General features: G+C 49.7%; 9 protein-coding genes. 2 read left to right on the forward strand and 7 right to left on the reverse strand.

The window, feature by feature from the left end:
- The first annotated feature begins 16 nt into the window (after window positions 1–16).
- Window positions 17–2620: a DNA polymerase III subunit alpha gene (locus R6H26_RS23710; protein WP_404786077.1), complete on the forward strand. Its 2604-nt coding sequence runs from the start codon at window positions 17–19 to the stop codon at window positions 2618–2620.
- On the opposite strand, the gene R6H26_RS23715 is transcribed toward R6H26_RS23710, so the two are convergent.
- From R6H26_RS23715 to lgt, 6 genes are all read right to left on the reverse strand, one after another.
- A complete protein-coding gene (locus tag R6H26_RS23715; RefSeq protein ID WP_404786079.1) occupies window positions 2617–3942 on the reverse strand; it encodes an exonuclease SbcCD subunit D in 1326 nt (441 codons plus the stop codon). The two genes, R6H26_RS23710 and R6H26_RS23715, sit on opposite strands and share 4 nt — an antisense overlap.
- A 600-nt stretch (window positions 3943–4542) precedes the next feature.
- Complete coding sequence (locus tag R6H26_RS23720) at window positions 4543–5136, reverse strand: response regulator transcription factor (RefSeq protein WP_404786080.1); 594 nt, start codon at window positions 5134–5136, stop codon at window positions 4543–4545.
- Window positions 5137–5164: 28 nt separating this feature from the next.
- Entirely contained in the window at window positions 5165–7657 is a 2493-nt protein-coding gene (locus tag R6H26_RS23725; RefSeq protein WP_404786081.1) for an ATP-binding protein, read from the reverse strand.
- A gap of 650 nt (window positions 7658–8307) precedes the next feature.
- Window positions 8308–9597 (reverse strand): ABC transporter substrate-binding protein, encoded by a 1290-nt coding sequence (locus R6H26_RS23730; protein ID WP_404786083.1) that lies wholly within the window; start codon window positions 9595–9597, stop codon window positions 8308–8310.
- Between the two features lie 309 nt (window positions 9598–9906).
- On the reverse strand, window positions 9907–10743 hold the full coding sequence (cobM, locus tag R6H26_RS23735) for a precorrin-4 C(11)-methyltransferase (RefSeq protein ID WP_404786085.1): 837 nt from the start codon (window positions 10741–10743) through the stop codon (window positions 9907–9909).
- A gap of 14 nt (window positions 10744–10757) precedes the next feature.
- Window positions 10758–11612 carry a prolipoprotein diacylglyceryl transferase gene (lgt, locus tag R6H26_RS23740; protein WP_404786087.1) on the reverse strand — a complete coding sequence of 285 codons (855 nt, stop codon included), beginning with the start codon at window positions 11610–11612 and terminating at the stop codon, window positions 10758–10760.
- Between the two features lie 139 nt (window positions 11613–11751).
- Between lgt and R6H26_RS23745 the strand changes: the two genes are divergently transcribed.
- Window positions 11752–12861, forward strand: coding sequence for an esterase-like activity of phytase family protein (locus R6H26_RS23745; protein ID WP_404786089.1), 1110 nt, complete (start codon window positions 11752–11754; stop codon window positions 12859–12861).
- Window positions 12862–12935: 74 nt separating this feature from the next.
- On the opposite strand, the gene lepB is transcribed toward R6H26_RS23745, so the two are convergent.
- On the reverse strand, window positions 12936–13559 hold the full coding sequence (lepB, locus tag R6H26_RS23750; protein ID WP_404786090.1) for a signal peptidase I: 624 nt from the start codon (window positions 13557–13559) through the stop codon (window positions 12936–12938).
- Between the last annotated feature and the right edge of the window lie 14 nt (window positions 13560–13573).

Below are 13573 nucleotides of genomic sequence, written 5' to 3' on the forward strand. Positions count from 1 at the left end.
TTGATGGGGCGATCGCATGACTTTTGTCGGGCTACACATTCACAGCGACTACAGCATGCTGGACGGGGCCAGTCAGCTCAACGACCTGGTCGACCGCGCTGCGGAATTGGGGATGCCGGCGATCGCCCTGACCGACCACGGCGTGATGTATGGGGCCGTAGGGCTGCTCAAAGCCTGTAAGGGCAAAGGCGTCAAGCCGATTATCGGCAACGAAATGTACGTCATCAACGGGGATATTACGCTTCAGGAGCGCCGCCCTCGATACCATCAGGTCGTCCTGGCCAAAAACACCCAGGGCTATCGCAACCTGGTGAAGCTGACTACCATTTCCAGCCTTCAGGGCGTGCAAGGTAAAGGCATTTTTTCGCGCCCCTGCATCAATAAAGATTTGCTAGAGCAGTACCGCGAGGGCTTAATTGTCACCAGCGCCTGCTTGGGGGGCGAGGTGCCTCAGGCCATCATGGCAGGGAAGCCCGAGATTGCCCGTCGCATTGCCCGTTGGTACAAGGATCTATTTGGCGAAGACTACTATCTCGAAATTCAAGACCACGGGTCTCAAGAAGACCGCGTGGTAAATGTCGAGATCGTGCGCATCGCCCGCGAACTCGATATTAAAATTATTGCCACCAACGACTCGCACTACATCTCCTGCTACGACGTAGAGGCCCACGACGCCCTCCTCTGCATCCAGACGGGCAAACTCATTACGGAGGACAAACGGCTGCGCTACAGCGGCACGGAGTACCTCAAATCCGCCGAGGAGATGGCCCTGCTCTTCCGCGATCACTTGCCGGATGAGGTGATTGAAGAGGCGATCGCCACCACCCTAGAAGTTGCCGACAAAGTCGAAGCGTACGACATCTTCCGCGATCCCCAAAGTCCGGCCTATCGAGTACCGGAAGGGCACACGCCCGAAACCTACATGGAAGAGGTGACCTGGCTGGGGTTGCTCGATCGCTTTGGCGTGAAGTCCCGCGAAGAGATTGGCGCGGAATATAAAGAGCGCCTAGAGTACGAGCTGAACATGCTCGAACAGATGGGGTATTCCACCTATTTTTTAGTGGTGTGGGACTACATCAAATACGCCCGCGATAATGGCATTGCGGTGGGGCCGGGTCGGGGTTCTGCGGCAGGGTCTCTGGTGGCCTACGCTTTGGCCATTACCAATATCGATCCCGTACACCACGGCCTCTTGTTTGAGCGCTTCCTCAACCCAGAGCGGAAGTCCATGCCGGATATCGACACCGACTTCTGCATCGACCAGCGCGAAAAAATCATCGAGTACGTCACTCAAAAATACGGCGACGATCGCGTTGCCCAAATCATTACCTTTAACCGCCTTACCTCCAAAGCCGTCCTTAAAGATGTGGCTCGCGTGCTGGATATCCCCTACGGCGAATCCGATCGGATGGCAAAGCTGATCCCCGTATCGCGGGGCAAGCCAGCCAAACTCAAAGTCATGATTTCCGACCAGACCCCCGCTCCGGAATTTAAGGAAAAGTACGACAGCGACCCAAAAGTACAGCGCTGGGTGGATATGGCTATTCGCATCGAAGGCACCAACAAAACCTTCGGGGTTCACGCAGCGGGCGTGGTGATTGCGGCGGAACCCATCGACCAAGTCGTGCCCCTCCAGCGAAACAATGACGGCTCGGTCATTACCCAGTACTACATGGAAGATTTAGAATCTCTGGGTCTTTTGAAAATGGACTTTTTGGGGCTAAAAAATCTCACGATGATCCAAAAGGCTGCCGAGCTAATTCAGCAGAATCGCCACGAGATAATTGACGTAGACCAGTTGCCCATGGACGATGCCAAAACCTACCAGCTCCTGGCCAAAGGAGAACTAGAAGGCGTCTTTCAGCTAGAATCTTCCGGGATGCGTCAGGTCGTGCGGGATCTGAAGCCTTCCAACCTGGAGGATATTTCGTCGATTTTGGCGCTCTACCGTCCGGGGCCGTTGGATGCGGGGCTGATTCCCAAGTTTATCAACCGCAAGCACGGGCGGGAGCAGATTGAGTACCAGCACAAAATCCTAGAGCCGATCCTCAACGAGACCTACGGCATCATGGTCTACCAAGAGCAGATCATGAAAATTGCGCAGGAGATGGCGGGTTATTCCCTGGGGCAAGCGGATTTGCTGCGGCGGGCGATGGGGAAAAAGAAAGTTTCTGAGATGCAGAAGCACAGCGAACTGTTTGTAGAAGGGGCCGCCAAGAACGGCGTGACCAAGCAAGTAGCCACGGAACTCTTCGACCAGATGGTCATGTTTGCGGAATATTGCCTTGCTGCCGATACGGAGGTGCTGACGGTCGAGTACGGCTGGATCTCGATTGGACAACTGGTAAATCAAGCACTAGAGGCACAAGTCTATACGGTGCATCCCCAGGGCTACGTTTACACGCAACCGATTTGGCAGTGGCATCATCGGGGCTATCAAGAGGTGTTCGAGTACGAGCTAGAAGATGGCACAGTCATTCGGGCCACTGCCGATCATCAATTTATGACCGCGGACGGACAAATGTTGCCCATCGATCGGATTTTTGTAGAGAGGCTCGAGTTAAAGCGGGTCGAACTCTCGATCTCGACGTTGGCCGCCTCAGCACGCGCAGTTTTCTAGGCCTGCTTGCCGGAGGAATCTTCGATCGAGTCGAGGTTAACGGCAGAACCGTCAGATAGGCTCGCACTTTGAGTTTGGGCCAACAAGGTTTCCACAAATCCATAAAGTTCGTCTTCAGGCTGTTGATTCAGGACTCTAGTTTTGAGATCCAGCAGACCCTGCACTAACGTTTCGGCGGTGTCCCTGTAGTTGACATTGGCCACTAAAAAATCCGTAAAGACAGTGCGCTCGATATCTAGACGAGAGGGCAGCTCATCCTCCGTATCGATGTAGGTTTGAAATTCGCGACCGATCGCGTCGTACTTCAGCAAAAAAATGAGCGCTTTGCTCAGGTCTTGGAGGCGCGATCGTAGCGTTCGAATATCCAGATCCGAGCGATCGAAGCCAATGCTGCCGTGGATCCGCAGCTCCACAATCGCATTTTCCGTCTTACCGCGATCGGCAGCGGTCTGAATCGCGGCGATCGCCTCTTGCTCCAGTTCGGCAGCGGTTTGGTTTGGGTCGGACTGAAGGCTCAGCCGAACGATATTGCGCTGTTCGTAGTCTTGCTTCAGCTCTGCTTTTACACCATGGGGGGATAGCTCTACGAGATAAACCCCGCGCGGGTTTTGCTCCTGATTTTCAGCCACGCTGTTGGCTTCAATGGAGCCTGGGTTAAAAATCCAGTTTTCGAGGCTGTAATTGCGATGGATGTGGCCCAAGGCGAGGTAATCCACCCCTGCTTCTTTCAAAGGCAAGAAATCTTGATAGCGGAGCGCGCCGCTATAGCGAGCAATTTGCCCCTCTAGACCGTGATGAAACATCATGACTGTAAACGGCGGGCCGACAGGAAGCCGTTCGATTTCGACAGCGAGTTTCGCAATCGCTTGGGGGGCTGCGGCGCCATACCAGCGCGAACCGATGACACGGACCCCGCAGGGCAGATCGATATAGCCGCCGCTCATTTCGGCATCGGACCAGGGTTCTAGCCCTTCATGCTCGTTAGGCTCTAGCAGCTTGAGGACCCCCCAACTCGACAGATAGCGCAGCCAACTCGTTTGAGTTCCATAGGGACGGTAGTCGTGATTGCCCTCGATCGCCAATACCGGAATGCCCGCTTCTTGGAGCGGTGTCAAACAAAGCTGAGCTTGATTGAGGGTCGCAGGAAGCACCTGACGCTGCTCAAACAGATCCCCAGCAATGAGAACAAAATCAACTGCAGCCTCTAGCGCATGCTTTTGAATCGCATCCTGGAGAGCATAGAAAAAGTCCTTCGTTCGCTCAGGAGAGTCATACTTTGTAAAGCCTAAGTGAACGTCGGCCAGATGCAAAAACTTTGGCATGGCTAGACTTGATACAATAAAGAGGAACCTTTAAGACCCACGGGGAGGCCAGTATGTCTCAGCTAAAACCTGTGTTAAAAAGTGATGAAAGCGTTGCCGACATGGTCATTGTAGCGACCTTGATTTTTACGCTCCTAACTTGTTTAATTTTAATCGGAATTTTCTAACAGACTCGCAATACCGGAGGCATTTGCTAAAAGAGGCACATTTGATGTGCCTCTTTTGGTTGTTAGACATCAAAAGTAATTATTCAAATTGAGGGAGGCAGAAAGCGTTTTTGTCCTAAATTACATTTAGGACGGTATTGCAGTGCTGCTTTAACGTTAACCGATGATAGATGCTCTCTAGTCCCTCAAGCGTATGTTCTCAAAAAATCGGTGTGCTCTACCCCCTGCATCAGTAGGATTTTAGCTATCAGCAAATCCCTTCTCCAAAGTTTGAAAAAGCATCTCAAAGAACCCCTTGCAAGAAGACATTGGGATGCTCGGGTTAGAAGAGCGAATTCTCTCTTAGAATGAATTCTCAATTTCTTTAGCCTGCATAGGTAGATAGTATTACTTATTGCCACGAATTTAATCGTTGCGAAGTCTAGGTTTTCTGTCATCTCAACTGAAGAAATAGATTCAGATCTTCTGAGGATAAAATTTGTCCTAATTCTGGTGTTTTTCTAAGTAATTCAATTTCAGAATCACATAAATTTCCAATGATTTTCAAGAAATTGTCTCTCTGCTTACCTGGTTTCAGGTTTTTCAACATATGTACGGCAACTAGAATTTTTGATAAAGCTTCACCTTGCTTTCTCTGCTCCTGTATTTTCTCTAAATCAGCCTTCTTTTTTAGCTTAATTTCAACCGACTTTAGTAAGTCAATACTTTCAAAAGGCTTTGTCAAATAATCGTCTGCACCTAATTCCATTCCCTTCCTGATAGATTTTGTATCTGACATGGCGGTCAGAAAAATAAATGGAATCATTGCTGTTGTGGGGCTTTGACGCAAAGCTTCTAAAACTTCATGCCCATTGACCTCTGGCATCATCACATCACAAATAATCAAATCGGGGATATGTTCGGATGCCCAAATTGCCCCAATATAACCATTCTCCGCACAGATAGCCTCATAATCGTTAGCTTCAAGCAGATCGACAAGATTCTCTCGAACAGAAACTTCATCTTCAATTACAAGTATTTTAGTCATCCTTATCTCCTTTATATTAAAAAAATCACTATTTGACGCTACTATCTATTGGTAATCTAATCGTAAACGTAGTGCCTATGCCGATCTCACTCTCAAGATCGATATATCCACTATGCAATTCCACAGATCTTTTGATAATTGATAGGCCTAACCCAGTTCCAGAAATGCTTCCTACATTACTTGCCCTGTGGAATGACGTAAATACTTCATTTTTTTCTGTCAGAGGTATACCAATCCCTTCATCTTTTACACGGAAAATAATAAAACCATCATTGTTATTTAGCTCAAAGTAAATATTTTCCTTTCCTGGCGAATATTTGATTGCATTTGACAGTAAATTATTTAGGATATGTCTTAATAATTTTTGGTCCGCATTGATAACTTTATGCTGACTATTATCTGCAAAAATTACTGTATGGTTCTGAGTTGTAAGCTGTATATCTTCAATAATCTCTTGACAAAAGCAATTCAAAAAGATTGGAGCTGGATTAAATTCTAGTTTACCCACTTCAGCCTTGTTAACGAGCAATATATCATTTAATAATTCAGTCATGTGTCGAACTGATGTTTGAATGCGCTGGAGATGGCTATTTTTTTTCTCCTCACTCCATTTTTGTGAGTAATGTTCGATTAACTGCGCTGAAGATAAGATGGTAGATAGAGGTGTGCGAAATTCGTGGGACGCAATTGATACAAATTGAGACTTCAGTTCATTCAATTCTTTCTCTCGTTCTAATGCATTTAGTATTTCTGCTTCAGCTCGTTTTCGTTCGGTAATATCTCGAATAATTGCAATCACTTCTTTCGTAGAGCTTACTGCAATTCGAGCTTCATAATCTAGCAATTGGTCATTTAAATCTAGTTGGTATTCAATCATTTGAGCCTCATTAGTACTCAAAGCTTGGCGTATACAGTCCATTAACAAACCAGCAACATTCTGCGGTAGAACGTTAGAGAGGTTTTGTCCTATAAAGTCTTTTATTGGCAATGGTAATGGGCAGGTTTTTGGATCGTGGAAATTTACAATCGTCCCAACGCTGTTGATTCGAAACATCCAATCTGGCATAGCTGTTAATAACGCGCGATTTGTCGCGTGGCTTGAGCGTAGTGCATCTTCTGCCTGTCTACGACGCATTAATGAACCGATATGGATGGCAGCGGTTAAGATAAGTTGGATCATTCTCACGTCTTCTTGGAAATCTTCATAGCCAAAAAAGACGAGTACTGCCACAACCTGATCTTTGTCGATTAAAGGAATACTTAATCCTGTTTTTAAGCATTCCGGGCTTTCGAGCGTCAACAGATCCGCTTTCTCGTGCATGTCTCTGATTAATTCGGGCTGCTTGGAAACCCAAGTTCGCCCTGGAAGCCCCTCATTTCGTACAAAATTATAGTTTTTTCGGTAAAGCTGTAATTGATTGAGAAGTAGATCGTTTCGATGCCAAAATGAACCATACTGAAGATAACTTCCGTCATGGTTGGGAACCCATGCTTCTGCATAGCTTAAATCAGTAACTTCACAGATCATTTGGAGAGCAATTTTCAACGCTGATTGAAAATTTGAAGATTCACTGATGGCTTGCATCATTTTTCGAATGAATTGAATTTCTTCCTCAACCTTTTGACGCTCTGCAATTTCAGCTTGTAGATTCTCGTTCGCGGTCTTCAGTTCAGAAGTTCTTTCGTCTACCCTTTGTTCGAGATTATCATAGGCTTTTTTCAGCGCTTCTTCAGCAAGTTTACGCTCAGTGACTTCAATGATATAACTACGGATTAGCTCACTTTCTGCAAAGTAGTGGACGGACTGTTCGTAAATCTTAGAGCCAACGCTAACCTGACGGACATAAAATTTTTTGGTATGATTCCGTATATTTTCAATAATCCCCTGGATTAGAGGATGATTGATGCCCTCGTCTCGAATACCTGGAAATTCATTAACAGTTGCGGGATTCAGGTAGCTTAGTTTTCCAGAAAGATCGAATTCTAGGATGGGGTATGAAAATAGTTCGGGATAGGACGCTAACCTCATTAAGGAAGCTTCATTAGCATCTCTGATATTTTGGCTTAATAAACCCGATGTGGCAAGCGTTTGAAATGGATTTTGCATTGTCTGCAAAAATCCTGAAAGTTCATTGCTTTCACAAGAAATCAAAAAGTCAATATCAGCTCGGTTACCTGAAACGTAATATCTTGCTCTTACTTTATTCCCAAAAATAACTTCATCGCCATAGGAGAGATCGTAAGAAAAGCATTTTTTTCCATTGACGATGAGACCGTTACGGCTGCGAGTTCCCTGTAAGTTCCCATCAATGATTCGAAACAGATACCCATCAACATCAGGGCTTGTAGTACGCAACAAAAGGGCATGTTGCATTGAAACCAGAGGATTATAAAGGACAATCGTATTACTAGGGTCTCTTCCGATAGAGCAAGTTGCTTCTTTCAACACGATCATTCGTTTGCCGCGATCGTCTTCAACGACCAACAAATGTTGAATGCTATTAGGACCATTGCTAAACATGTTTTAATAATTATCTCGAATTAGAATTTATTTTTGGCGCAAAATTTTTGATTTAACATAAAAAATTCTAATCTAAAGATTAAATATTGAATAATATATAAAACGATTCAAAGTGCTGTCAATTACAGTTCGGCAGATTCTAATTTCTGCGGCTAGATTTTCTAAATAATCTAAGCTAAATTGAGTGTTCTCTATATAATTGAGAACCGCTGTATATCTTTTCTTATTCGTTCTCATAACAAATTTTTACACTAATGTTTAATCTTAAACAGTGAATGTCAAATAGTTTTGTTTAAGCACAATTTTTATGGATACGACTTGATTAGAACTTATGCGTAGCCTAGTGTAGTAGTAGTCGGGCTAGCAACCTGAACGCTATTTCAAGGAACCTGATTCAGAGTGTTTTGCATAAGTCCTATTGATTTAAGGATTCCCATCCTTTAAGAGGTTCGATCATCCTACGGACTGGAAGCCGCTTTGGCCACCTTTTTCTTCTGATTGAACCTAAATCAAATTTCTGCTCGTTGGCAAAATCTGCCAGGACTTATTCAGAAGAAACCCCCAGCCTGCTTGGCAAGCAGGCTGGGGGTTTAAGGAGGCACGTTAGACCAATTCTATTCAGGCGATCGAACGTTAGGGAAAGTTATCCTTTATTTGGATGGTAATACCTTGCCGATGGTCTTCGTTTTGCCATCCGCCTGCACTTGCCATACATCGTAAACCCCTACCACATCGCCATTGGCATCAATGTCTACGTTACCGCTGGCCCCCTGATAATTGATCTTTTTGCCCGCCTTGAGCAGTTCCAGCCCCTTACACACATCTGTCACCTCTTCGCCAGGACCGGCGGATACCTCGCGAATGTTAGCGGCGATCGCCTCTCCCGTATTGGCCTTAGCCGCTTGAGCCGAAAGCGCTAGCAGCGCCGCCGCATCCCAAGCTTGAGGCACGTAGGCGGGGGGCGGACTGTTTTTCTTAGACTTCCAGAGCTTGTCTAGGGCCGCTAGGGCCTTGCCGTCCGCACCGGGGACCGTCCCGATCGCCCCTTCCACGATGAACTTACCGTCCCTCGTCTTACCCACCTGCTGGGCAAAATCATCCGACTTCACCCCATCCGTGAGCAATAGCTGCACGCCCGAGGTCAAGCCCGCTTCATAGGCCGCCTTGAGCAACAAGCTTCCGGTTTCTGCGTACAACACCGCCGCCACCCCATCGGGCTTGCCCTTAAAGGCAGCTTCCGCCTCCGTATTCAGCGTCGTAGCCTTAGGGTCGTAGCGGGTTGGATTTTTCTCATTGGCGACGGTGCCGCCCAGCGCTTTAAAGGCCGTCACGAATTCTTTCTCAAAACTAACCCCGTAATCGTTGTTGATGACGACCGTCGAAACGCGCTTTAGCCCCTTATCCTTCGCGAGCTGAGCCAACGCGCGCGCTTGATAGGTGTCGGGGGGAGCTGTGCGCGCCCAGAACCCCTTGAAGTCGCCTTTCTTTGCCCGTTCCGTAAACACCGGGCTCGTGCTCCCAGGAGAGACCAACATCACTTTATTGCGGGCGGCCACGTCCACCGCCGACTGCGACACGCTGCTGGCAAAGGAACCCACCACCCCAGCAACTTTATCCACTTCCGCTAACTTGGTCATGGCGGCATTGCCTTTGACGGGGTCGGTTTCGTCATCGGCGGGCACCAGATCGATGGGTTTGCCGTTAACGCCACCACACTGGTTCACGGTTTCGACCAGCAATGGGACAGTAGCGATCATGGGCTGTCCGACGGGTGCTAAATCCCCCGTTGAGGGGAGCAGCGATCCTAGCTTGAGCCCGCCCTCGGCGGAAGGACCCGTTGCGGCGGTCCCGCAGCCTGCCATCAAGGCTGCCATGGAAAGCGCGATCGCCGCCCGGCGGTTGGGGGAAAATTGCAAAGCCTTTTGCATCAGATGTTTCATTAGATCGAACTCCTCACCTAAAATTTGAGCCAGTCAACGCGAGTCGTGCGGCAGCGCCCAAAACCCAGCAATGTACTCATTGGAATGCATTCTATTACTTTTGGGGTCAAAACATGGCCCTTGAGTTGAAAGACAATCTGTAGCGGCGTTGCCTTTTCAAGAAACAACCTGCAACCAAACCACAAAGGGAACGATCGCAGGCGTGCTTTGGCTATCTTGAGTAACGAATGTAAGGATTCGCACGGAATGCGAAACCCTTAGCCTCTGCATTCTGCGCGCAAAACGTCAGTTTTGTCGATTCAGAAAAGTTCAGGTCTTTTGCTCGAAAAGTCGGTTTTTTGCACTCATTTCTGCTTCAACCGCGACTGAAGCAGGCCGAAATAGATGGGCGCGATCGGGATGGTACAGGCGCGATCGCGCCCCCTTCGTTAAGGCTGGATTCAGCGCGGGACTGACCAAATAGAGGGTGGTGCGCTCTAGCCGCTGCGATCGCGTCACTGCGGCCATGCGATCCAACGATACGACCCAAAGCTGCTCGTCGGGCCAACCGAGCCGAAAACAGATGGCGACGCAGGTGTCGGGAGGGTAGTGGGCCAACAGCTTGGCCTGGGCTGCTTCAACGTGGTGGGCGCTCAGATAAAGACACAGGCTGGCTTGATGGGCTGCCAAACTAGCCAAATCTTCCGTCGCGGGGACGGAAGTGCGTCCGCTGATACGCGTCAAAATAATCGTCTGCACCAGTTCCGGCACCGTTAGCTCCACCTGAAGTCGAGCGGCAGCCGCCTGAAACGCGCCGATTCCCGGAATGACCTCAAAGGGGATCTCTGCGGCGGAAAGAGCCTGGATTTGCTCGTGGACGGCACTATACAAGCTGGGATCTCCAGACTGAAGTCGCACGACAGATTGACGGCGCGATCGCACCCGGTCGATCAGGATGGGCAGAATTTCTTCGAGGGTTTTACTGGCAGTTTGAATGACCTCGGCTCCTGGCTTGACAGCATCTAAAAGCTGCTGCGGAATTAAGGAATCGGCATATAGGACCACGTCTGCCTGGGACAACATGCGATGGGCTTTCAACGTTAAAAGCTCGGGGTCGCCAGGTCCGGCCCCCACAATGTAAACACCCGGATGGAGAGGTTCGCTCATGTTACGCGCTCGTTTTAACTGCCGAGAGAGGTTTGTTTGGGGACGTTGTCGGGGAGCGAGCGTCGGAGTAGGTACAGCCAGATCAACCCCGCACTGCCAAAGATGACCCCCACAAGGCTGACCATCTGCGCCATCCTGAGCGGTCCAAACATCAAACTGTCCGTGCGGAGTCCTTCAATCCAGAAACGCCCGCAGCTATAGGCGATCGCGTACACCAGAAATAAAGTCCCCCGTTTCGCTTGCGGAAATCGGATGAATAGCGCCATCAGGAGACCAAATACCATCAAATTCCACAAAGACTCGTACAAAAACGTGGGGTGATAGTAAGCGACTGACTCGAATCCAGGGAGTCGGCGGTCTGGCGGAATGAAGAGCTTCCAGGGTAAATCCGTCGGGCTGCCAAAGGCCTCGGAATTAAAGAAATTACCCCAGCGACCAATGGCCTGTCCCAAAATTAAGGAAGGAGCTACCACGTCGGCCAGCCGCCAAAACGAGCAGTGTTTGACGCGACTAAAGAGCGCGGCAGCGAGCATTCCGCCTAAAATTGCGCCATGAATGGCAATGCCACCCCGCCAAATCGCTAAAATTTGGCCGGGATGCTGGCTGTAGTAGTTCCACTGAAACAGCACGTAGTAAAGCCTTGCACCTGGGATAGCCCCCACGATCAACCAGACCAACAAGTCGCCCACTAAGTCCGGGCTGAGCTGGCGGGCCTTGGCCAGCCGTTGCGATAGGGCGAGTCCGATCAATACCGCACTGGCAATCAGCAACCCATACCAGCGGAGGTTGAGGGGCCCCACGGAAACCCCCGAGCCAGGGGAGGTAAATTCAAAGGCTGTCGTTAAAGTAGAGACAGAATGTTGCAGCATTCACAGTTAAAAGGAGTTCATCCACGCTTGTTAGTATCCCACTCACTCATCATAAGGGGCAATTTGAATGGCTTTGGGTTTTAAGACTGTTTCCGCAAGCCAGGGTTTCCTGCGGGACTGGAGTAGAGCGTGTCTGTCCTTGTCTCTAAGTTTGGTACTGCTGCTGACGGGCTGCAGTCTTCCACAAGTTAGCGCTGAGTCGCGTTTGTTTCTCAACCTATCCGCATCCTTAATCGCAGACCATCCCCTTGCTCAACCCAACTTCAACGGCACGACGGCGGGCGGTTTTTCTGCCATCGCCTACAGCGCTCAGAAAAATCGAATTTATACCTTAGCCAACGATGCAACGAACCCTCGTTTGTATACCCTGAACTTCAGGCCAATCAATGCTCCGTCGAGCCCGACCGACCTCGCGATCGAAGCGATCGCAGATCTCAAAGATCCGACCGAGGCTGACTCGCCCCCCAGCACCGCCCCTTCAACCAAAGAAGGTTTGGTACTGACGCGACGCGGCACGGCGTTTGTTGCCAGCGAGGGAAATCCTAGCCTCAACATTCCGCCGCGTCTGAGCGAGTTTCAGATTACCGATGGAACCTGGCAGCAAGATCTACCGCTGCCGAAACAATACTGGCCGCTGCAGCCCGATGGAACCTCGGGCTTGGGTCTCGCTTCCGGTCGAGGGTTGAAGTCTTTAGCCATTAACGAAGAGGGCGATCGCCTGTTTGCCGCCACTGCAGCTCCTCTCCAGCAGGACGCATCCCAACCCTACAGTCGATTTTTGCATTACTGGATTGGGGAACCCGAACCCATCCTCATTTCCGAACACCTCTATCCCCTGGATTCAGCCCCTACGGGTCCCTCTGAGGGTTTAATCGACCTCGTTTCCATTGACGGTGCCGGCCACTTTTTAAGTTTAGAGCGCAGCCATAGCAAAACCGCAGGCGACCGTACCGTCCTGTATCAACTGGCCACAGGCGTTGCCACCGATACATCGGGAATTCGGACGCTACCGCCCGATCTGAAGGGCATTGTGCCCATCCTCAAAAAGCCACTGCTCGATTTAGCAGAACTCGACATCCCGCTTCAAAATTTAGAAGGTCTGACCCTCGGCCCGCGCCTCCCCGATGGAAGCCGCAGCCTGCTGCTCGTTGGCAATAACAGCACTCATCCAGAGGTTCCAACCCAAGTGCTGACACTGAAGCTAGAGCGGCGATCGTCCCAGGTCGAATCTCGAAGCCCATCCAGCTAGCGCTTCCCGAACCGCTGGAGATTTCCCGTTCCCAGCGTCGCAGATTTTGGCGGGTGCCAGCAGATCTTGAATCTTTAATTCGTAAAAGTCGGGTGGAAGTCTGGCAGCGTTCCGGTTCGACCGATCGGCCAGAATCGAAATGAGGCGCGACCCACGACCTCTTCTTTCTTGACGAGTCCCCAGCAGCGCCCGTCGTAGCTATTGCTGCGATTGTCGCCCAAAACCAACACGCTCTCTTTGGGGATGATGACGGGCTTCGCCAAAAAGGGCAGCGGCGGTTCCCGATCGCTGTTTCCCGGTACGTTGCCACAGGCTTCGATCAAGGTGGAATCCCCGTTGGCTACGTAGGACTCCGACAGGCGGCGACCGTTGACGTAAACGCTACCGTCTTTAATTTCGACGCGATCGCCGGGGATGCCGATCACCCGCTTAATAAACGCATCGTGAAATCCTTGCGACTTGAGGGCCTGAGTGGGATTAAACACCACCACATCGCCCCGCTCCGGGTCGCGAAAATAATAGCTGATCTTTTCAACAATGAGGCGATCGTTAATTTGCAGCGTTGGCTCCATCGAACCTGAGGGAATCCAGCGAGCCTCAGCAACATAGGTACGAATGCCAAATGCCAGCAGTAGACTTAACCCAACGGTCTTGGCCGCCTCTAGCCACCAAGACTCTTCCTGAGATGATTTCGCCATAGATTCGTTCGATT

Source organism: Altericista sp. CCNU0014, assembly GCF_044923475.1.
In the GTDB taxonomy this organism is placed as follows: domain Bacteria; phylum Cyanobacteriota; class Cyanobacteriia; order Thermosynechococcales; family Thermosynechococcaceae; genus JAAURS01.